The following is a 19,371-nucleotide window of genomic DNA, read 5'->3' as shown; positions in this document are numbered from 1 at the left end:
AAATTCCTGCCGACTTCATAAGTTGGAGGAATTGCAGCATGAGAAAAAGCACAAAGTGGGTTGTCTATGGTATCGTCATCCTCATAATCGCAGCAGCGATACTTTTTGTTTGGGTTTACCCTCAGCTGGATCGAAGCGCACAGCAAACGATCCGAGATATTCAGACAGGTGCGCTCGCAGATGATACACAAACGGAATCGCCAACCGTTGACGGCCATACGGAAGCCGAAAATGGTGGTGTCCCGACGGCCGCACCGGAAGCCTTGGCCGTCGGCCTGCGCGGTGTTGGGGAAACCATTCATGACACAGAAACGATGGGGGAAGGTTCCCGTGACTATACGCTGAACCGGGTGGATGTATACGACACGATAGAGGACTCTCCCATTTCTTTGTCCGAGTGTGTACCAAACACTTCCTATGACACCTATCAGACGTGGAAGTTTATTCTGCTCGATATGAACGTGACAAACACTTCAGAATCCGAAATGGAACCCCGTGCGGGTGAAGAATACCAATTTATGCTTGACCTCATTCCGCGAAATGAGGGTGATTCACAAATGCTCTATTTCAGTGAACACCCTGACAGCACAAATAGCGCTTCCGACTATAACAAGTTCAATTTGGCCCCTGGTGATACGTTAAATTTTCAGATTGGAATTTTTATTGAGCCATCCGCGTGGGAGGAACAGTCTGTATACCTCCAAGTCGGTTATGACAATGCGTCCGGTGTTGGCTTTTCTTATTTCTCATGAAAATGGTGGTGGCGCAGATGTATAACTGTATCCGCATGGAGTTCCGCAAATGCTTTCACTCTCATAACTTTATCATTTCAATGGCAACCTGCGTTCTTCTCGCATTGAGCAGCGCATCCTATTGCTGCCAGGGATATTTGAATATACATGATGCTCTGGATCAATATTGTTTTGAAAACGGACATATGGTCTCTAATGAATTGTTCCCTGTTTGGACTTCCTATAATTATTGGATTGGCGGCGAGTCGGAAACGCTTGCTTACTCTGCCTTCTACACGCTGCTTCCGCTATTTGCAATTCTTCCCCACTCGTTATCTTGTCTCCAGGAGAAAAAATCATCCTATGCCAACCAGATGGTTGTGCGTGTCGGCCGTCAGCCTTACTATCTTTCCAAAGGGATCGTATGTTTTTCCGCAGCGTTTATCACGATTGTGATTCCACTCATCTTAAATTTTGCTGTCACGGCTGCTTTTATTCCAAGCACGGTCCCTCAAATCAACTACGAAATCTATAACCATGTATATTTTGGCGCTATGTGGGCGGATCTGTTCTATACCCATCCGGCGCTTTATGTTACCCTGTACATTCTGCTGGATGGTTTGTTTGCTGGGTTGATTGCTTTGATCGGCTATGCGTTTTCTTTCTATATCACAAATCAATTTGCCGCAGCCGCTTTCCCGTTACTGCTTTTTTGGGGAATCGACTATCTTTCCGGCCTATTAGCCCGTGCAATTCCAGGGGCGAAATGGTCATACGAAATTTCGCCAATCGCATATCTTCATCCGGCAACTCTCCGCTATGATCCAAACGCAGCTATAATTCTTATAGAAGCTGTCATGCTGTTTTGTTCAGCAATCGCAATCATTTTCAAAAGGGGAGTATGGCATGAATAGAAGCAATCCCTTCCGTTTCGATTTAAGAAACGGCATCCGTTTTATCGCAAAGAAATTTCTGGTTTTGCCGCTTCTTGTGTCGCTTGTCTGTTTTGAATTCATGCTTCGCCTGAGAGAAACAGCTTCCCTCAATCATCAGTACGCAGGCGCACAGCCAACACTGGGGGATTTTGCCATGTATCTTTTTGGCGGCATGAAACCCTATATTCCGAATCCAGACGAACCATTCCTGTTTCCTGTTTCTTGGTTTCTGGTCTTTGGAATTTGCCTGTTTCTTACGCTTTATTATCCTGTGTATGATAGAGATACATTTGGGAAAATGGTCATCGTATATTCCGGCAGCCGCACAAAGTGGTGGACGGCCAAATGCGCCTGGATTATCGTTGCAACCTTCCTTTACTTTTTCCTGTGCTGGATCCTCCTCATCATCAACTGCCTGCTGTACGGCGGTCAATTTACCCTTTCTGTTTCCCCTTATATGAGCGATATTTTTTTGTTAAGGGAAACCGTACCGCCAGACCAGTGGAATGTATGCCATGTACTCCTGCTCATGCCTCCATTGATCACATCTTCTTTCGGCATATTGCAAATGCTGCTAACGCTTTGGTTTCGCCCCATTATCTGTTTTTTGATATCAGCAATTCTTATGTTGGCATCGGCATACTTTTGCGTCCCTGTATTGATCCTCAACTATGCATTCTGCATTCGCAGCAATGAAATACTGGTGGATGGGTTTTCCTTTCCCTCCGGAATCGTATACGCGCTTGCTTTGTCCCTCCTTTGTATGTTCATTGGGCGACATCGCTTCCGAAACTTTGATCTTTACTGAGGGGGTCGTACCTTATGGATTTATTGCCAAGAATCGAAATTGACGGTGCATCTAAAACTATAGGGAACAGCGTTGTACTTGATCAGATTCAATTAACGGTTAAACCGGGAGAAATGATCGGTTTGCAGGGGGTTAACGGCTCCGGTAAAACAATGCTGCTGCGGCTAATTTCCGGTCTCATATATCCTACAAAGGGCCATGTCCTAATTGACGGCAAAATGTTAGGTTCCGACTTGGAGTTTCCTCCCAGCATCGGCTTTCTCATTGAAAATCCTACGTTTTTACCACAATACACGGGCGCTGAAAACTTACAGATGCTCTCGTCTCTTCATCAAATGATGCCCACTGCTCAAATCGAAAGCGTATTGCAGCGTGTTGGCCTCCATGACACAAAATATAAAAAATATTCACTTGGGATGAAGCAGCGGCTTGGCATCGCAGCGGCTGTTTTCGAACAACCCGATATTATTCTTTTAGATGAGCCAACCAATGCTCTTGATGAGAGCGGCATTACCATGCTGGAAAATGTGATTCAAGATGAAACTTCGCGTGGCGCGACTATTGTCATGGCAAGTCACGACATGAACTTTTTGCACCATTGCTGCAGCAAAATCTATACGATGCGGGCTGGCACACTGTCACTGTAAAGAGGTACTTTGCTATGGGAAAAAAGATTCGCTTAAAACGGAAAAGCACCATCGCTGTGTTGTCAATTCTTGCGTGTCTCGTCGGTTTGGCCTCCTGGATGGCGGCTTTTTACCATACCAATCATCTTCCGTATCAAATCCCTGACAAAATTTATCAGGCGGGTGATTTTGTTCCAGTTGGCAACAACTATTTTATTTCTCCGGATGAGAACCCTGACGGTTATAGTGTGCAAGTCAATGATGCAAAATTGCTGACTTATCAGCAGTTGTTTGAACAGTACAACTTGGATTATCATGAATATTCCAGACTGGATGAATATGGGAACGTGGAATCTAATTATGTATATGACATAGAACTCAATATTTCTAACACAGATAATACGACTGGGTATATTTTCTTTGGACGATATCTTTTGGTAGACAAATCCCTGACGCTTTTCTATAACAGCACAATTCAAGCTCTGGTATATCCCGAACTTGCAGATGTCGGCAGCCTTAAGCTGAAGCCCGGAGCCAACAAAACCCTTCATTTCTTTTTTACGCCGAGCACTGGTGCTGTCCAAAAAAGAGTAAGAAAAGTCGAGAAGATGCTTACGGAAGATGTTTTTTCACTCTGCGTTTCCGAATTCCCTGCTCGTCTGCTAATAAAAATCAAATGATTGCATCATCGGATACCGAACGCTATGTTTTTCTGTGATGTGATTCGTACGCGAACGGTAGATATCCTCATCTGTTCGTTGCGAAGAAAGCTTCATCTTGAGAAGATCATTCGAACGGTTCCGACAGTTGGCTATATGTTGCGCACACCTTAGAAGTGTTTGTAAAGGGCGTTTGTTCCCGGTGGTCTATAGAGTATGTTGAAAAAGCTGTTTACCAAAATGCAGCGGCAAATCGTTTCTTTCAGAACCGTTCTGATTCTGCTTTGGGGAGCGTCCCCACAAGCCATCATTTTGCTGATTCTCGCCAGTAGTCTAACAGGCTTTCTGACGCCAATTGGGTTGTTATGCACACAGCATTTTTTAGATGCTATTGTTCGTTCCGTATCTGCAGGGGGAAAATTTGCTTCCGTAGTTATTTGGCTTTTGTTGTTACTAGGAGTGACTTTGTTTGGCAATCTAACTTCTATGGCACTTCAAACGCTCCGAGCAAACTTTAGTGATGTATTGGCGCTTCATATCACGCAAAAGACTCTTGCAAAATATCAAGTTATACACGCAGAAGCGTTTGAAAAGAAAGAAATTTATGACCGTATCCATATGGCGGTGACAGAAACGCCGAATCGATGCGCCTTATACATCGATATGATTTGTGGTGTGACCAAGGCAGTTGTGAGTTTAACCGGTGTTATTGCGATTTTAGCTTCGTTTGATGTGCGAATCGTTTTTGCTACTTGCTGTCTAACGATTCCATTGCTGAAAATAAAAAATAAAATCTCCATAAAAAAATATGGTATTTATCGTCAACAAGCCGAGAGCCATCGCCTGTGCAATTCTCTGTTTCGAGTTAAAATGCGGTACTATAATAAAAAACTATATAGTTACACTTGATGTGACGGTTGACCTAAGACAGTGGGTACTGTAAATCCTACCGAGGTGATGTTAAGCAGAAAGATACCACTAGGATTGTGTGGTATCTTTCTGCTTTTCTTGATAATGTGGAATATAGCAATGCCGTATATTTGTGGTATAAGTTTAAAATACAAGAATAAGTTAAGGTATTAGGATATGGGAGAAAGAAAAAAAGAAAAACTGAATTTAAAGAGATTTATATTAAAGCTACTGAGTTTACTAGGGTATGATTGCTCAAGAGTTGATATTGCGCCATTTCGTAAAGGGAAAAAGGGGAGTCAAAAGCTTTCCATTGCGTTGGCGGTAATTTATGCAGCGGTTTCATGGGTTACACTGAGCAGAGACAATATATTAGCAGAGTTAATAGCTATAATCCTAAATGGAATAACTGTAATACAAGTATTAATTGCTTCATACCAAAAAAGCGATCTGTCAAAGACTCTCTTGAATTTTATAGTGTAAAATATTGCATTGCATCCACACGGTTGCTGTCGATTCTTACTTCCAGATGTAGGTGGTTGCCCGTAACCCGCCCAGTGTGTCCGACATAGCCGATAACTTGCCCGGCCTGCACCTGCTGGCCGGTGGCAACGCAGATGGACGAGCAGTGGGCGTACAGTGTTTCCAGCCCGCCGCCGTGGTCGATTTGGATGTAGTAGCCGTAGCTGCCGCCCCAACTGTCAAGGCCGTTGGCAACAGTGGCGATGCCGTCTGCCGCAGCAAGAATCGGCGTACCCTCGGCACAGGCAATGTCTGTGCCGGTGTGGGAGTTTACCTCGCCGGTGATGGGGTCCACGCGGTGACCAAACTGCGAGGTAATCGTACCCGCAACGGGGAGCGGCCATTGCAGGGTGCCTGTCGGGATGCGGGTGCTGTCCGGGTTCATAAGTTCTCCACCGCCCTGTGCAAAGCCGCCGAGCAATTCTGCCCACAGTTCCTCATATTGCGGGTCTTGCAGGAGTTGCAGGTAGGTGTTCTGGCGGACGGTAAAGTGATAATCCAATGCCATCTCGTTGGGTGTTTTGTGGGTCAGTTCGATTACAAGGACGGTTTCGGTTATCTCTGTTGTGGTTGCTTTTCCGTTTTTGTCCGTCGTTTCTATAACGGCGGTTTCCGCACGAGTGGAGTAGTCCACCGCGTTCATCGCCCACATAATTTCCCGCAGCTTGTCCACTTGATTTTCCGTCAGCGCCGCAACGGGTGCGCCTTGTTCGCTGCCCGCCACATACGAAGAAAAGACCGCCAAGACATCCTGCCAGCGAATGTAGTACACATCATCGTTGGCTGTAATGTCTTGGCGGTCGTGCTGTACTGTCTCGGAGATTTCTTCCAGCCTGTCGCGGTATTCTGCCGTCAGGGTTTCTACGGCTTCGCGCACGGTGACGGACGCTGCGTTGGGGGCATTGGCGGCAAAAAAGATGCCGTAGGCCGAGCCGGAAACAAACGCTACAAGGCTGATGACGATAACAATGCCAAGTGCCACGCTGATGCCTGTGGCGATAGCTACAACTAGGCTGTGCAAATCGGCAAGAAAATTCCGAATTGCCGAGCGCACTGCAGCAACCGTCTTGCGGGTGTTTGCGACGGCTTTCTGGATGGCAAGCTGTATTTGGCGAGTGTGGGTCTGCATCTGCGCTTGGGTCGTCACACTGCGCACAGTTTGATTTGCGGCGGTGCGCAGTTGGCGCTGACCCTGGGTCACGCCGCGAATATCACGCGGCGCAGTCTTGGCGGTGACGGCTTTTTCTTTTGCCCACTGTCGGGGCAAATCTGCCCCACGGCGCGGGCGTTGGTCTGCATCGGGCAGCGTGCCGTACCTGACCTGTTTCGGACTGACACCGCGCTCACCGGCGGCGTGGACGCGGGCAGCAGATTCCTTTTGGCAGTGCTGGCGGGCTTGGGTTTCTGCCAATTTCTGCCCCTGACGCCGCACAAAAGCTGCCGACTGTTCCGCAGCCGAACCCGCAAGGTTTGTCGGTTCCTGCTGTCGGGTGTCGGTGTCGGTTTCCCGTGCGGCGGTGCGGGACTGTTCCTTTGTTTTTAGCCACACCGCTTTTAGCGTGGCTTTGGGTATCGTCCCCGCCGTACTTTTGGGGGTACGGTCACGGAGCTTTTGTTTGTTTTCTTTTGGCGTTCTCATACTCTCACCTCGGTTTGGTTATACGCTTTGCCACAACGACCACCCTGCTGTTTTTGCCGGAATCATCGCAGGTGGAAAACGTGATCAGCTTGTCCCCATAAGCAGCCGTCACGCCGGTTTCGTACAATGCGGTGCCCTTACAGGCGTCCACATAGGCGGCAAATTCCTGCGGTGTTTCGGCATCGGTACATCGATAATAGGCAAACAGGTCCTCCGCTTCGCCCCGAAATACCGCCATCACGGTATATTCTGCCTGCGCCGTCAGGGTATCAAAGCGGATGATCCTGTGCTGCTCCCAAAAGGATTCGCGCTTGTATTGCAGTAAATCCGAGAACATGGTGCCGTCCTTCATGTTGTGTCCGTACACAAGGATGTTGTCAGATGGCGCTTGCAGGTCGCAGTTTGCCTGCACATACGGGCAGCCGTGCGGGGAGTCGGCCTTTTCAAAGTTGTGTTTTAGGTAAAAGTCGGGATTCTGCTTTGACTGCATGACCGGGTAGTTGATGCTGGTGCCGTCAATCTGTATCCACCCGGCGAGGTCGCTGTTTTGCGCGTACATCGCCTGATACTGCGGCAAAAAATCATTCCCCGTTGACACGGTGTCATCGGGGAAATTTTCTGTCTGCGCGGCAAGCTGCCGATACATTCGCGCTTGCGTACAGGAGTCGGCGGCATAGCAGGCAATGCCAGCGGTACTTGCAAGAAAAACAGCGGTAAGGGGTAAAAGCAGGAAGCGGTAGAATTTCAACATAGGGTGTCCTTTCTCGGAATCGGTTTGCAAAGGAAAAACAGACGATGTATAATACAGATAGGTGTAATCATCAACGATACACAGGCCATCACATTTGAGGAAGCGGCAGAAGTCGCATCAAAGAGAAATGGTTCGGATTCGGATTGCTTTACGGCACCAAATTCTGAACGTAAAATCGTAAAATTCTGCATTCTTTCTTTATGCAGGAAAGCGACTGCACACTTTCTGCACACCAGTTGCACATTTCCCGAATATCAAGTCTTTTTGCGCAAGATGCGCACTGCCTGCTTTCCTTTGCATAAAAGGAAGAAAAGTTAGGCGAACAAGGCTCTCGTCAACTCTCTGCGTTCGTCTGCGTCCATCAGCCGGATGGCTTCAAGAATCTCCTTGCCGGAGATTTTTGTTGCCACCGGCTTTTCGTTTTGCCGGGGTTGGGGTGCTGCCGGGGACATATTTTGGGAATAGAAGTTTGCCTCGATCTTCTCGGTCAGCTCCAGCCGGGGCTTGTCCTGTGTGTGGACGTAGGTATCCATTAAAACGGCGGCAGTCGCATGGCCGATGTTACCCTGCACCGACTCGAGGTCGCCATCCGACTGCAAGAACTGGTAAGAACATAATAAAGGCAATTATTTGAAATTTTTGAAAAAACAGAAATCATTTTGATGATGTTGAACGTTTTAATAGACAGGAAGGGGGTGAACCGTATCCAGACAGAATTATTGCTGCGGAAAGCACAGAGCGGAGATACGGGTGCGCTGGACACTCTGATTACAGCGTACTATCCACAAATTCTGAACTATTGCCGTTGGCATACAGCGGACGAGCAGCAGGCGCAGGATGCAGCACAGGAAACCTTTTTGAAAGCGGTGCGCTGGCTGGATTCCTGTGGTGGATTTCAGGGGGCATTCCGTCCCTTTCTGTACAAAATCGCAAAAAACATTTGCATCGATCTGAACCGTACGATGAAGCGGACGGAGGTATCGCTGGAAAGCTTGCCGGACGAACCCGCCTATCAGGAAAGCGGCTTTGCTGCGGCAGAGGAGAAAGCAAACCTGCGAGCGCTGACGGCCCAGCTGGAGCCGGAACAGCGGGAACTGGTATTGCTGCGGTTCGCACAACAGCTTAAATTGCGGGAGATCGCGCAGATTACAGGTCTGCCCCTGCGCACAGTGCAGTCCCGCCTGCGTGCCGCATTGAAAACCTTGAAAATGCAATTGGAAAAGGAGGACTGGAGATGAATCGAGCCTTTGAAAAAGAACTGTCCAGAGCACTGGCGACAGAGCTTGACACAGCCGCACCGAAAACGCTGCTGCGCCGCTGCCGGGCGGAACATGTCGTAAAACAACGGAGTGATTGGCGTGATTTGCTGCACTGCCAGTTCAAATTGCTGGGCTGGAAGGTCTGGGCGCTGGAAGCAATGGCGGCACTGGCGTTGTACAGTGTGGGTCGGGAACTTGCCCTGTGGGAGAAGGCATGGACATTACGCAATGCACTGTTTGGTCTGAGCACACTTGCCATGCTGACAGCCCTGCTCGGTCTGCCGTTTTTATACCGGGCAAGTCAATATAAGATGCTTGAACTGGAACATGCCACATATGCAGGAGTCGGTCGTCCGCTGGTGATGCGGTTTTTGCTGCTGCTGGCGGGGGAAACAATCCTGCTGGGAGTGCTGGTACTCAATGTGCGGGCAGCCGTGCCATGGAGCATCGGGCAACTGCTGGCGGTGCTGACCGTGCCATTTCTGACCGCAAACAATGAGCTGCTTCTGCTGCTGCGCTGGGTGCGCCCGGAACGGATGATGACCGGGGCTGTACCACTGTTTGCAGGGCAGCTGTGTTTGCTGCGGTTCGTGCAATTATCGGAACTGCCGAAAGGTCTGCCACTGGCGGCGGGCGTGCTGGTGCTCTGTATGGTGTTGCAGTGCATCCGGCTTGCCGCCCGGTCAGAATATATTGCAGAAGATTGAAAGGAACAAGTCATGGAACTGAAAATTCAGAATATTACAAAGCGATACCGGGATAAAACGGCGGTGGATGATGTGTCCATCACTCTCACGCCGGGTGTGTGGGGACTGCTGGGGGCGAACGGTGCAGGCAAAACAACCTTAATGCGGATGCTGGCGGGCATTCTGCGGCCCAGCAGTGGCCGGATTTTGTGCGATGGGGTGGAGATTGGGACGCTTGGTGCGGCCTACCGGGAAAAGCTGGGGTATCTGCCGCAGGAATTCGGGTTTTACCCGGAATTCACGGTGCAGGACTATCTGGAATATATGGCGGCACTCAAGGGTCTGCCGCGTACAGAGGCTGCCCGGCAGATCGACGCACTGCTGGAGCGGGTAAGCCTGACTGAGGTGCGCCGCAAAAAGATTGTGAAGCTTTCCGGCGGTATGAAGCGCCGGGTTGGTATCGCACAGGCACTGCTCAACGACCCGGAAATTTTGATTTTAGATGAACCTACGGCAGGGCTGGACCCTGGAGAACGGGTGCGCTTCCGCAATCTGCTGTCGGAGTTTGCGCAGGAGCGGATCGTTCTTATTTCAACGCATATCGTTTCGGATGTGGAATACATTGCAGCTGAAAATGCCGTGATGAAGGCTGGCAAAATCATTGCACAGGACACCACCGAAGGGCTGGTAAAGCAGATCGAAGCCAAGGTCTGGCAGGGGAACATCCCGATGGAACAGCTTGCCCGGTGGGAATACCGGCTGCGGGTAGTGAACCTGCGCAACGAGCCGGACGGAACGGTAACATTGCGGTATCTGGCGGATGCACCGCAGCTGCCGGACAGCGTCCCGGCACAGCCCCGGCTGGAAGATCTGTATCTGTGGCTGTTCCCGGAGGAAATGGAGGAAGCAAAATGAACCTGTATCGTTTGGAATTGAAACGTGTGTGCAAAACTCGTATGACAGCTATTCTGCTGGCCATTGCGCTGGTGCTGGCTGTGGTCATGGCATATCTGCCGGTGACCTTTATCGGCTGGACGGAACTGGATGCCAGCGGAAACGAAGTGAGTTACACGGGTCTGAAAGCAATCAGGAAACGGCAGGAGCAGCAGGTATCCGGTACCATCACGCCGGATGTCATGCAGGAAGCACTGGAAGCCTATCAGCGGGTGTACCGGCAGTATGATGCAAGCTCCATCAACGATATCCCGGTCGAGGTGTTTTATAAAGAACTTGCCCGGCATCAGCCTCTTGTGAACAACGCAAAGGAAGCCTTTGCCGACCCGAAAACTGGCATGGCACCGGGCGTGATGGGGCTGACCGCAGAGGATATGCAGAACTTTTACAGCCAGCTCCCCAAACGGCTGGAATCGGTGATCTGGCTGGAACAAAGCGGAAAGCCCGGCTATGAGCAGGCGCAGGCCATTGCACAGAAAAAGTTCGATGCTGTACAAAAACCGTTCACCTATTCATTTGGGGTCAGTTCAGACGCAATGGATTACCAGACCCTGTTGAGCTTGCTGCTCACCCTGCTGTGCGCGGTGATTGCGGCCCCGGTGTTTGCATCGGATGCACAGACCGGGGCGCAGGACATCCAATTGTGCACAAAAAACGGCGGTCTGCGGCTAGCAGCGGCAAAGCTAGCGGCGGCGTTTAGTATCACAGGGGCGGCGTATCTGCTCTGCGGCGTGGTGTGGATCATGGTCACGAATGCTCTATTTGGCTGGGAAAGTACCCAAACTTCCGTGCAATGGCTGTTTTCTGTGACCAGCCTGCTGCCGTATACCGTTGGCCAGATGGAGTGGGTCATGCTGGTGGCAAACTTCCTGATCTTCTTTGCGGAGGTGGCCTTTGTGCTGACGGCATCCGTATGGGCCAAGAACAACCTGACCGCTTTGTCTGTGGCGCTGATCAGTGTGGTGGCACCGCTGATTGTTTATATGGTCGTGCCGGGCTCCTTCGGAGAATGGCTGTCCACCCTGCTTCCGGCAGGGGGCATTGGACTTTCCAACGCATTACTGTATAAAATGATTGGCTTTGATTTTCTCTATGCAGGCGGGCATGCCTTCTTTCAGGCCGATGTACTGCTGGCATCGGCACCGATCAAGATCGTTCTGCTCGTTGGATTGGCAGCATGGGGGTATCTGCGAAAGACCAAGGTGGCTTAAAAGGAAACGCTACTGAAAAAAGTTCATCGGATGCATAGAAAACTGCATCGGATGGTGTATTTGCAAAAACATATATAAATTCCAGTTTGCAGCACCCCTGAGGGACCGCTTCGGCGGTCCTTTATTTTTATATGTCATTGCTTTACTCCTTCCTCTCGGACGGGTTGGTCGACATCAATTTATAGAGCTTTGTATCCTTCGGGAAGGAATTTGTGAAAGGTACGATGTTGCCCGCGCAGCGAATCAACCCGCAACCTGCGGGAACATTGGTGACATAGCCCAGCTGGTTGTCGGAGATGTTCAGCAGCTTCGCCAATTCCGCGCGGTCGGTGGCGCTTTGGTTCAGCATTACCAGAAACTCCGAGTTCGCCAGCATCAGGCGGGCGGTGTCGGAGCGCAGCAGTTCGTCCACATTCTGCGTCAGCCCGGTCACAAGTCCGTTGTACTTGCGGATGCGTTTCCACAGCTTGTAGAAGAAATTGGCGCTGTACTCATAGCGGAACAAAATGTAAAACTCATCGCAGAAAATCCACGTTCTGCGCCCCTTTTTCCAGTTCTGAATGACGCGGTTATAAATCGCATCCAGCGTCACCAGCATTCCCAGCGGCATAAGCTGCTCGCCCAGTTCGCGGATGTCGTAAGCGATGATACGCGCCTGCGTGTCCACATTGGTGTGCCGGGCAAAGGTGTTCAGTGTGCCGGTAATGAACAACTCGGACGAAAGCGCCAGCCCCTGTGCTTCGGGTTCCGGCTGCATTTGGAGCAGACGGTAAAAGTCCTGCAGCGTAGGCGGTGTGCCTTTATAGCCGTTGCGAATGTAGGGCAGGTACACCTGCTCGGTGCAGCGGCCGAGGATGGACTTTTCTTTCGCCGTCACCATGCCATCACCGATGAGCTGCTCGAACAGCGACAGCACAAACTCCGACTTGCTGACGATGGGGTTGCGCTCATCGCCGTAGGCGCGATCCATGTCCAGCGCGTTGATGTGGGTGTCGGACGTGGCCGAGATACGAATGACCTCGCCGCCGAGGGCTTCGGTCAGATAGCCGAACTCCGACTCCGGGTCAAGGATGAGGATGTCATCCTCGGTGGAAAGCGCGATCTGCACAATTTCTTCCTTGGCGCTCATGCTCTTGCCGGAGCCGGACACGCCCAAACGGAAGCTGTTGCCGTTGAGCAGCAAGCGGCGATCCGCCACGATCATATTTTTACTGACGGCGTTCTGCCCGTAATACAGACCGTTCGGCTGCATGATTTCCTGTGCGCGGAACGGAATCAGCACGGCGGTGCTTTCGGTGGTAAGGGTTCGCAGGGCTTGGATTTTCCGCAGCCCATAGGGCAGCACCGTGTCCAGCCCGTCTTTCTGCTGCCAGCGCAGCGTGGAAAGCTGGCACAGGTGCTTACGCGCCGTAGAGTAGAGCGTTTCTGTGTCGCTGTCGAGCTGCTCTTTGCTGTCAGCCAGATGCACCAGCGTCACCAGCCCGAACATCATGCGCTGGTCGCGGGTCGTCAGATCGTCGAGCATCTCCTTGGTTTCCTTGCGCTGCAACTCCATATCGTAGGGAATGGTCGCGGTAAAATTGTTGTTGGCGTTCTGGCGGCGCTGCCAGTTGGCGACATTCGTCTCCACGCCCAGCAGTGTACTTTGCAGCTGGCGGGCGGCCTCGTCCGTTGGCACAGGCAGGATATCGATGGATAACATCAAGTCGCGGTCAAGGTCGCAGAGTTCCGACACAAAGCTGTCCTTGATGTAGCTGGCATAGTCCTGCAAATACAGCACCCTGCCATACCGTGCGTCCAGCTTGAAATGGTCGGCGGCAAATTCCATGCTGTCGGGGCAGAACCAATCCTTGAAATGCTGGCCGCGTTTGGCGTGTTCGTGGATGTTGAACTCTGCCGCAGCCTGCTCTCCGGCCTTGAAAAAGTCGCGGAAAATATGCAGGCGCTCGGTCAGCGTCAGTTCGGTTGCCACCGAGGAAAGCTGCGCGAGGTGTGTCACCAGATCCGTGCCAACGCGGGCAAAGTAACTGCGGGCTTCGTCTGCATTGCGTTTTACCACGCTTACGGTCAAATAGCGCTCCCGTACAATGCTGTTGCTGGTGCCGGTGACTTGGGCGGTGAGCATTTGATTGAACTCGTGGCGGTATTCGTCCAGACCATCATCCTTGTCGGGCAGCAGGACGCTGCGCTCAAATTCTGCTTTGTTGATGCGGCGGTTGTATATTGTGATTTTGGCAGAGGCCCCGGAGTCCAGCGCGTTCAGCAGCTCCGAGTAATCGAGGAACATAGCGGTTTTGTCCTCTTTGCCGGCGATGGCGTAGTTGATGTCGGTGAACGACCACGTTTTGGAATACTGGTTGCCGACTTGGAAAATCCCATCCGCAAAGATACGGCGGATGGGAATGGCGTCCTGTACACTGCGCGGAATACGGAACTTTTCGCGTTCCATCTTCTGCGCTTTTGACAGGGTTTTAATCAAGCGGTTTCCTCGCTTTTATGCGTATTTTTCTTCATAGGCAACCCTCTCTTTCGTTTCATGCCCGCGCGGATGGCGGGCTGCATGGCTTCGTAATAGTAGCTGTCGGATTTGAACACAAGTTGTTTCGGGCAGAGGATTTCAGATTTGAACCACGTCCAAAGCACCTGTTCGGCGGTCATGCCGTGGTATGTAAAGAACCCGCAGGCGGCAAAGGGTGCGGCACCCAGAATGCACATCCAGCCAATTTCTTCGGTGCCGACATACGGCTGCAAGGCAAAGTAGATGCCTACTGCCACGCCGACCGCCAGCATCGAGCAGATAAACTGCCGGGTGTTCAGCCCGAAAAAGATGTTTTCGTGGTAGTCGCGGACTTCTTTTGGTATTTTGATTTCTATAGCAGACACCTCCGTAAAGAAAAGCGCCGCTATGCAATCTGCACAGCGGCGTTCTTCATTATAGATATTTCGTATAATTTTGTGTCCCGTGGAAGATTCTGTAAATTTCCACGGTATTTCTTAATTCATCAATTTTGAAGAGAGCTACATATCGTCCAATTAAGAACTTCCTGTATTCTCTCTGCCGAAGCCCCTCGTCGCGGGAGTACCCATAAATTGTAGGAGTCTCTTCCAACCGAAGCAGCACTTCACCAAAATCTTTTACAAACGAGCGAATTGCTTGCTGAGAGTCGAACTGTCTCTCGAAGTATTGCAGGATTTCTTGGTAATCATCCTCTGCTGCTGGCAGCAAAATGACATTATAACTCATACTTCTTGCTCGTTTCTTTCAGAATATCAGCAAGAGGTCGCCCCATTCCAGCTTCGTGCTGTGCTTCAGCCGTTGCCAGCTTTGCGTATACCTCGTTCATGATTTGTTGGTGCTCATAGGCTTCCATGCTCATGATAACCATATCGCCATAACCGTTTTTGGTTACAAAGATAGGTTCTGCTGTTTCATGACAACGTTGGGAAATTGCGTTGGTGTTCTTTAAATCACGAATCGGAATAATTTCAGGCATAGTCCCAGCTCCTTTCGTGGCTTTATTATACCACAAAAAAGCCGCACCTGCAACTCACAATCCCATAATTTCCTTAACGATGCGGTCACAGCCTTTAATTGCTCCGACCAGCACCAGCAGGTTGAACGCCAGTTCCCCAACATAGGTCCAGACAGCCGTGACAACGGATGCGCTGGTATCCACGGCGGGAGGGCTGGACGAAATGGCGGAGAAAATAATGCAGGACAGTGCAATCACCACACCCTGCAAACAAACACCCGCATAACTGCGAATGAAGTTTTTACCCACGCTGCCGGTCGGCTCCCCGGCAAAGGTGGACAGCGGAATCGGTGCAATGGCTGCATACATCCACAGGCTGAACATTCTGCCGTAGACGGTCAGAATCATCGTGAACGACAGCACTGTAATCAGCAGCCCGCCGATCAGCGTGACCGCCCACAGCGGGATGCTATCCCAGAACCCCACGTTGTTTATGGCGTCGATCAACTCCTGTGGTAGTGTCACGCTGCTCATCCCGGAGCTGCCCGATTGGGTAATAATCGTAGACACCATGCCCTGCACGATAGAAAACACCGCCAGCATCAATTCCAGCCCGTAGGTCACCGCGCCCTTTGCCAGTGCAAAACGGATAAACAGCTTGAGGGCGTGTTCCGGCTTTTTGACCTCGACAAAGCTGCCGCAGGTTTTCATAACGCCTACGGCAAAAAACAGCACCAGCAGCCCATAACCGATTGCCTGCAACGCGCCGTGAATGCCGGTCATAACGCCCCAGACCTGCCCGCCTTTGAATGTCTGCGGACTTTCGGTCAGCAGTGACCAGATTTCCGCCAGCTTGTCGTTCCATGTGGAGAGCGCGGCGTTTAAGTTGCTGACGATCCATGACTCACCCACAGGGCATCACCGCCTTTCCTCTTGGTGCGGCCCTCACGCGGTGATGAGGTCGAGGATTTCTTTGGAGAACGTGATAACCAGACCGCCCGCCAGCGTCAGGAAACCTTGGCTGCGCTGGCTGGGGTCGTGGCTCTGCAAGGACAGGCCGACCTGCACGATGCCCCACCCCAGCAGGATAAGCCCCACCGCGCGGATCAGCGAAAAGATGAATGTGGAGAGATTCTCCACGACCGCCAGCGGGTCATCTGCGGCAAAGGCGGGCAGGGCAAAAACAATGCCGCACACCATGACGGCGTACAGCATGAACAGGCTGCGAGAAATTTTTACGGATTTTTTGTTGTTATTCAGCTTCATTTGGGCCTCCTAATTCTTTGTATGGTTGGCTTTATTTCTGCGGCTTCGGCGGGCAGAAAATCGTCCATATCCAGCAGTTCATAATTTTCGGGTGCACCGGGCAGATCGTCCAGCGCGTTGTCGGCGGCGGTGTAGTCATAGGGAGCTGCGCCGCCGTCCTCGGTGTAGCGAATGTTCGGGTGCTTCAGCAGATTGTATTTCAAATCCACCACCGGGCGTTCCCCACGAATGAACAGAATGCATTTGCTGTTGTCCAGCAGCCGCACCTCGTCCGGGGTCATAAGGTCGCGCCCGGATTGCTGGTGGTTGATGCTGTAACTGCCGCTGCGGCCTTTGCTCTGGTTGTAGCTGGTGGTGGAAATGGTTTCCTTTCCCAGCAGTTCCGAGACATACTTGTGGGTTTCCTTTTCAGTGCCGCCGAGATAGAGAAACTCATCACACAGACCGACCAGCGATTCCCAATCGTCTTTATACATGGCTTTGAGCTGTGCCATGTTTTGCACGATGATGGAGCAGAAAATGCCACGGGAACGCATAGTTGCCAGCGCCGACAAGAATGTATCTTTTGGCAGTGACAGGTTTGCATACTCATCCATGAGACAATGCACCGGCACAGGCAAGCGTCCTCTGTGTATGCGGTCTGCTTGGCGGTACAGCGTTTGGATGAGCTGGGTGTAAATCATGCCGACCAGATAATTCAGCGACTTATCCGAATCCGGGATGCAGCAGAACAGCGCGATTTTGCGTTCGCCCAATTCCGGCAAGTGCAGTTCGTCCGTCATCGTCAGCTTGGCAATGGACGGCAGATTGAATGCAGCCAAGCGTACACCTACGCTGACGAGGATGGATTTTGCGGTTTTGCCAGCCGCTTGTTTGAAAATGCGGTACTGCTTGCAGGCGATGCTGTCGGGTTCGCGCATTTCCAAGCGCTCGAACAAGATGTCAAGCGGAGATTGGTAGTTATCATCGTCCTCGCGGACTTCGGCGGCGGCAATCATCTCCATGACCATCGAGAAGTTTTGTTCTTCGGGTGGAGCTTCGTGCAGCAGGTACAGCATGAGGGCTTGGAGCAGGGCGGTTTCGGACTTCTCCCAGAAGGGGTCTGAGCTTTGAGAGTGTGACGGAGTTGTGTTTTGGATTAGATTGCTGATTAGGGAAAGCACATCTTTATCATCCTGCACATAGACAAAAGGGTTATAACAAAAGGACGTGGTAGGGTTGATGAGGTCAAAAATGATAACCTCATAGCCTTTTTGCTTCAGCAAATTACCGGTCTTACGCAAAATTTCGGCCTTGGGATCTGTAATTACCATAGAGCAGGCACATTCCAGCACATTCGGCACACCATAAGTGCGTGTCTTACCTGCGCCGGAGCCGCCGACAATCAGGATGTTGGTATTGTGCTTGTGTTTGTAGCCGTCTATCCCGATGTGAAAGTGTTGGGTCAGCAGCAGGTTCGGTCCGCGCTTATCCATGTAGAACTTGCTCAATCGGAACACATCGCCCCAAGCCGCCGAGCCATGCTCCGCGCCGGGGCGGGTGTTCTTCTGATCCGACACAGCCACGATAACCGCTACCGCGTAAATCACCGTAAACACAAGCAAAAAGCGCGGGCTGTCTTGACTCCACGCCAACGCAAACGGCTCTGCCAGTGCGCTGTTCAGCGCATCCAGCAGAGCCGTTATTTTCATGCCCGGCTGCCAGCGGCAAGCCACCGCCAGCGCCGCCCACCACACGAGGGGTAGCGGCAGCAGCCAGACCCACCAAGGATTCTTTCTTCCCGGCGTGGGGAGTTTTACCTTTCTTCACCGCGATAGGGCGGGCGCTTTGTACGTTCGGCATCCCATGCCTGACGCTTTCTCCACAACTTCGGCAAAACTACGGAAAAGTCTTGCGGCATCCGTTCCGCCTTGATTTGCGGCAGATTGGAAAACAAATCGCTTTGCAGCGTTTCCCATGCCACTTTGTCGGGGGCGTTTTGGGCATAGAATTTATTGTAGCTGTATGCCAGACCGCTGACTTCAATGTAGTGCTTGACTTCCGTCCGCAGCATTTGCCGTTCCCATTCGGTTTCCTGCGCACGGTGGGGTGCAAGCTGTTCCTGCATGATTGCCTGATGTAAATCGGCAGACGATTTCAGCAGGGCCGGATACTTTCGGAATAACTTGGCGGCAATTTCTTCCTTTTCAAAATAGGTGTGCAGCTGCTGCCCCGCGTAGGCATACCACGCCACATTCCCGCATCCCATCCACTCAGTATCTCGGAACGGAATGTTGAGCGCCGCGAGGTTATCCGGGTCAATCAGCGCCTGCCGATAAGCATCGTACCCCTGCATAATCAGCCAGTTGCGGAAATCGGTAAATCGATCATCCGAACTGCCGTCATTGATGATGCAGGCTGCTGCGACCATTTTGGGAAAGTTGGCTTTATTGCGATAGCTTTGCCATGCGCAATCGAAGCCGAGCAGTTCATCCTGCGGCAAGTTGATGAGTTCCGTGTAAAGGAACTGTTTCACGGACGCTTCATCCTGCATATCCGCTTTGGCGCGGATCCGGTCAATGATCGACCAGAATTTTTCCCATGTCATAGCCGGATTTACCAGATAAACAGCGGCGTGTGGGCATGGAGCAGCCGAGCCAGAGCATCGTCCACGGCATCGGTGTACCCGCCCTCAGCCAAGCGCTGGGTGCGCAGTTGGTTGAGAGCTGCTTTTGCCAGCCGATACTCTGCCGCCGACATCGTCAGTTTGCCGCCCGCGGGCAGATCGTTCACCCGCAAAATCAGCCGCCCCGTTTCTTCGGCGCTGCCGCCGCGGGCGCGTTGACCGTAGTAGACATCGCCCAGCGCCCGGAGCAGGATGCTTTTGTTGGCACGGTCGAGTTTCACTTTGTGTTCTGTCATTGTTTTTGCACCTCCTATCGCCAACATACCATAGAACTGCC

Annotated in this window: 24 protein-coding genes; 12 read left to right on the top strand and 12 right to left on the bottom strand. The window is 51.4% G+C overall.

Going from position 1 to position 19,371, the window contains the following annotated elements:
* The first annotated feature begins 38 nt into the window (after positions 1-38).
* The 8 genes from Q0I19_RS00355 (at position 39) to Q0I19_RS00320 (ending at position 5,151) form a co-directional block, all read left to right on the top strand.
* Positions 39-752: a hypothetical protein gene (locus Q0I19_RS00355; protein WP_294760628.1), complete on the top strand. Its 714-nt coding sequence runs from the start codon at positions 39-41 to the stop codon at positions 750-752.
* A 17-nt stretch (positions 753-769) separates the two neighbouring features.
* Entirely contained in the window at positions 770-1,645 is an 876-nt protein-coding gene (locus tag Q0I19_RS00350; RefSeq protein WP_291215196.1) for a hypothetical protein, read from the top strand.
* Entirely contained in the window at positions 1,638-2,474 is an 837-nt protein-coding gene (locus Q0I19_RS00345; RefSeq protein WP_294760631.1) for a hypothetical protein, read from the top strand. The genes Q0I19_RS00350 and Q0I19_RS00345 overlap by 8 nt, the downstream gene beginning before the upstream one ends.
* Before the next feature lie 14 nt (positions 2,475-2,488).
* Entirely contained in the window at positions 2,489-3,121 is a 633-nt protein-coding gene (locus tag Q0I19_RS00340; protein ID WP_177608833.1) for an ATP-binding cassette domain-containing protein, read from the top strand.
* Between the two features lie 14 nt (positions 3,122-3,135).
* On the top strand, positions 3,136-3,780 hold the full coding sequence (locus Q0I19_RS00335) for a DUF5028 domain-containing protein (protein ID WP_279024482.1): 645 nt from the start codon (positions 3,136-3,138) through the stop codon (positions 3,778-3,780).
* A gap of 24 nt (positions 3,781-3,804) precedes the next feature.
* Entirely contained in the window at positions 3,805-3,933 is a 129-nt protein-coding gene (locus tag Q0I19_RS00330) for a winged helix-turn-helix domain-containing protein (RefSeq protein WP_294760637.1), read from the top strand.
* 42 nt (positions 3,934-3,975) lie between these two features.
* A complete protein-coding gene (locus Q0I19_RS00325) occupies positions 3,976-4,668 on the top strand; it encodes a hypothetical protein (RefSeq protein WP_294760639.1) in 693 nt (230 codons plus the stop codon).
* A gap of 177 nt (positions 4,669-4,845) precedes the next feature.
* A complete protein-coding gene (locus Q0I19_RS00320; RefSeq protein ID WP_294760641.1) occupies positions 4,846-5,151 on the top strand; it encodes a hypothetical protein in 306 nt (101 codons plus the stop codon).
* On the opposite strand, the gene Q0I19_RS00315 is transcribed toward Q0I19_RS00320, so the two are convergent.
* From Q0I19_RS00315 to Q0I19_RS00305, 3 genes are all read right to left on the bottom strand, one after another.
* Positions 5,141-6,829 (bottom strand): M23 family metallopeptidase, encoded by a 1,689-nt coding sequence (locus Q0I19_RS00315; protein WP_294760643.1) that lies wholly within the window; start codon positions 6,827-6,829, stop codon positions 5,141-5,143. The two genes, Q0I19_RS00320 and Q0I19_RS00315, sit on opposite strands and share 11 nt — an antisense overlap.
* A gap of 4 nt (positions 6,830-6,833) precedes the next feature.
* On the bottom strand, positions 6,834-7,580 hold the full coding sequence (srtB, locus tag Q0I19_RS00310) for a class B sortase (protein WP_294760644.1): 747 nt from the start codon (positions 7,578-7,580) through the stop codon (positions 6,834-6,836).
* Positions 7,581-7,894: 314 nt separating this feature from the next.
* Entirely contained in the window at positions 7,895-8,206 is a 312-nt protein-coding gene (locus tag Q0I19_RS00305) for a hypothetical protein (protein WP_294760646.1), read from the bottom strand.
* A gap of 36 nt (positions 8,207-8,242) precedes the next feature.
* Between Q0I19_RS00305 and Q0I19_RS00300 the strand changes: the two genes are divergently transcribed.
* Genes Q0I19_RS00300 through Q0I19_RS00285 form a run of 4 tightly spaced genes read left to right on the top strand, consistent with a single transcriptional unit; the run spans position 8,243 to position 11,690 of the window.
* Positions 8,243-8,818 carry an RNA polymerase sigma factor gene (locus tag Q0I19_RS00300; protein WP_294760700.1) on the top strand — a complete coding sequence of 192 codons (576 nt, stop codon included), beginning with the start codon at positions 8,243-8,245 and terminating at the stop codon, positions 8,816-8,818.
* Positions 8,815-9,546 (top strand): hypothetical protein, encoded by a 732-nt coding sequence (locus Q0I19_RS00295; protein WP_296023129.1) that lies wholly within the window; start codon positions 8,815-8,817, stop codon positions 9,544-9,546. The genes Q0I19_RS00300 and Q0I19_RS00295 overlap by 4 nt, the downstream gene beginning before the upstream one ends.
* 12 nt (positions 9,547-9,558) lie before the next feature.
* Entirely contained in the window at positions 9,559-10,440 is an 882-nt protein-coding gene (locus tag Q0I19_RS00290) for an ABC transporter ATP-binding protein (protein WP_114000671.1), read from the top strand.
* A gap of 41 nt (positions 10,441-10,481) precedes the next feature.
* The gene (locus tag Q0I19_RS00285) at positions 10,482-11,690 is read left to right on the top strand and encodes a hypothetical protein (protein ID WP_296023127.1); all 1,209 of its coding nucleotides are present in this window, start codon (positions 10,482-10,484) and stop codon (positions 11,688-11,690) included.
* Between the two features lie 142 nt (positions 11,691-11,832).
* Here the strand turns inward: Q0I19_RS00285 and Q0I19_RS00280 are convergent, their stop codons facing one another.
* The 9 genes from Q0I19_RS00280 to Q0I19_RS00240 form a co-directional block, all read right to left on the bottom strand.
* Complete coding sequence (locus Q0I19_RS00280) at positions 11,833-14,169, bottom strand: VirB4-like conjugal transfer ATPase, CD1110 family (protein WP_366012110.1); 2,337 nt, start codon at positions 14,167-14,169, stop codon at positions 11,833-11,835.
* A complete protein-coding gene (locus tag Q0I19_RS00275; RefSeq protein ID WP_294760701.1) occupies positions 14,166-14,564 on the bottom strand; it encodes a PrgI family protein in 399 nt (132 codons plus the stop codon). The genes Q0I19_RS00280 and Q0I19_RS00275 overlap by 4 nt, the downstream gene beginning before the upstream one ends.
* Positions 14,565-14,622: 58 nt before the next feature.
* Positions 14,623-14,934: a type II toxin-antitoxin system RelE/ParE family toxin gene (locus Q0I19_RS00270; protein ID WP_294760653.1), complete on the bottom strand. Its 312-nt coding sequence runs from the start codon at positions 14,932-14,934 to the stop codon at positions 14,623-14,625.
* Positions 14,924-15,184 carry a type II toxin-antitoxin system Phd/YefM family antitoxin gene (locus tag Q0I19_RS00265; RefSeq protein ID WP_294722689.1) on the bottom strand — a complete coding sequence of 87 codons (261 nt, stop codon included), beginning with the start codon at positions 15,182-15,184 and terminating at the stop codon, positions 14,924-14,926. Before Q0I19_RS00265 ends, Q0I19_RS00270 begins: the two co-directional genes overlap by 11 nt.
* Before the next feature lie 54 nt (positions 15,185-15,238).
* Complete coding sequence (locus Q0I19_RS00260; RefSeq protein ID WP_294760655.1) at positions 15,239-16,075, bottom strand: hypothetical protein; 837 nt, start codon at positions 16,073-16,075, stop codon at positions 15,239-15,241.
* Positions 16,076-16,108: 33 nt separating this feature from the next.
* A complete protein-coding gene (locus Q0I19_RS00255) occupies positions 16,109-16,378 on the bottom strand; it encodes a formate hydrogenlyase (protein ID WP_366012183.1) in 270 nt (89 codons plus the stop codon).
* A 47-nt stretch (positions 16,379-16,425) separates the two neighbouring features.
* Complete coding sequence (locus tag Q0I19_RS00250) at positions 16,426-18,120, bottom strand: VirD4-like conjugal transfer protein, CD1115 family (protein ID WP_294760657.1); 1,695 nt, start codon at positions 18,118-18,120, stop codon at positions 16,426-16,428.
* A gap of 104 nt (positions 18,121-18,224) precedes the next feature.
* Positions 18,225-19,016, bottom strand: coding sequence for a DUF4240 domain-containing protein (locus Q0I19_RS00245; protein WP_294760659.1), 792 nt, complete (start codon positions 19,014-19,016; stop codon positions 18,225-18,227).
* Between the two features lie 8 nt (positions 19,017-19,024).
* Complete coding sequence (locus tag Q0I19_RS00240) at positions 19,025-19,330, bottom strand: hypothetical protein (RefSeq protein ID WP_294760661.1); 306 nt, start codon at positions 19,328-19,330, stop codon at positions 19,025-19,027.
* Positions 19,331-19,371 lie beyond the last annotated feature (41 nt).

The organism is uncultured Gemmiger sp. (assembly GCF_934561205.1).
Taxonomy (GTDB): domain Bacteria; phylum Bacillota; class Clostridia; order Oscillospirales; family Ruminococcaceae; genus Gemmiger.
This window is presented reverse-complemented; position numbering and strand designations above follow the sequence as displayed.

Bases quoted from the DNA above. Each gene is read 5' to 3' on its own strand.
- Q0I19_RS00355 (WP_294760628.1), top strand. From the start codon at position 39: ATGAGAAAAAGCACAAAGTGGGTTGTCTATGGTATCGTCATCCTCATA.
- Q0I19_RS00350 (WP_291215196.1), top strand. From the start codon at position 770: ATGTATAACTGTATCCGCATGGAGTTCCGCAAATGCTTTCACTCTCAT.
- Q0I19_RS00345 (WP_294760631.1), top strand. From the start codon at position 1,638: ATGAATAGAAGCAATCCCTTCCGTTTCGATTTAAGAAACGGCATCCGT.
- Q0I19_RS00340 (WP_177608833.1), top strand. From the start codon at position 2,489: ATGGATTTATTGCCAAGAATCGAAATTGACGGTGCATCTAAAACTATA.
- Q0I19_RS00335 (WP_279024482.1), top strand. From the start codon at position 3,136: ATGGGAAAAAAGATTCGCTTAAAACGGAAAAGCACCATCGCTGTGTTG.
- Q0I19_RS00330 (WP_294760637.1), top strand. From the start codon at position 3,805: ATGTTTTTCTGTGATGTGATTCGTACGCGAACGGTAGATATCCTCATC.
- Q0I19_RS00325 (WP_294760639.1), top strand. From the start codon at position 3,976: ATGTTGAAAAAGCTGTTTACCAAAATGCAGCGGCAAATCGTTTCTTTC.
- Q0I19_RS00320 (WP_294760641.1), top strand. From the start codon at position 4,846: ATGGGAGAAAGAAAAAAAGAAAAACTGAATTTAAAGAGATTTATATTA.
- Q0I19_RS00315 (WP_294760643.1), bottom strand. From the start codon at position 6,829: ATGAGAACGCCAAAAGAAAACAAACAAAAGCTCCGTGACCGTACCCCC.
- srtB (WP_294760644.1), bottom strand. From the start codon at position 7,580: ATGTTGAAATTCTACCGCTTCCTGCTTTTACCCCTTACCGCTGTTTTT.
- Q0I19_RS00300 (WP_294760700.1), top strand. From the start codon at position 8,243: ATGATGTTGAACGTTTTAATAGACAGGAAGGGGGTGAACCGTATCCAG.
- Q0I19_RS00295 (WP_296023129.1), top strand. From the start codon at position 8,815: ATGAATCGAGCCTTTGAAAAAGAACTGTCCAGAGCACTGGCGACAGAG.
- Q0I19_RS00290 (WP_114000671.1), top strand. From the start codon at position 9,559: ATGGAACTGAAAATTCAGAATATTACAAAGCGATACCGGGATAAAACG.
- Q0I19_RS00285 (WP_296023127.1), top strand. From the start codon at position 10,482: ATGACAGCTATTCTGCTGGCCATTGCGCTGGTGCTGGCTGTGGTCATG.
- Q0I19_RS00270 (WP_294760653.1), bottom strand. From the start codon at position 14,934: ATGAGTTATAATGTCATTTTGCTGCCAGCAGCAGAGGATGATTACCAA.
- Q0I19_RS00265 (WP_294722689.1), bottom strand. From the start codon at position 15,184: ATGCCTGAAATTATTCCGATTCGTGATTTAAAGAACACCAACGCAATT.
- Q0I19_RS00255 (WP_366012183.1), bottom strand. From the start codon at position 16,378: ATGCTGTACGCCGTCATGGTGTGCGGCATTGTTTTTGCCCTGCCCGCC.
- Q0I19_RS00250 (WP_294760657.1), bottom strand. From the start codon at position 18,120: ATGAAAATAACGGCTCTGCTGGATGCGCTGAACAGCGCACTGGCAGAG.
- Q0I19_RS00245 (WP_294760659.1), bottom strand. From the start codon at position 19,016: ATGACATGGGAAAAATTCTGGTCGATCATTGACCGGATCCGCGCCAAA.
- Q0I19_RS00240 (WP_294760661.1), bottom strand. From the start codon at position 19,330: ATGACAGAACACAAAGTGAAACTCGACCGTGCCAACAAAAGCATCCTG.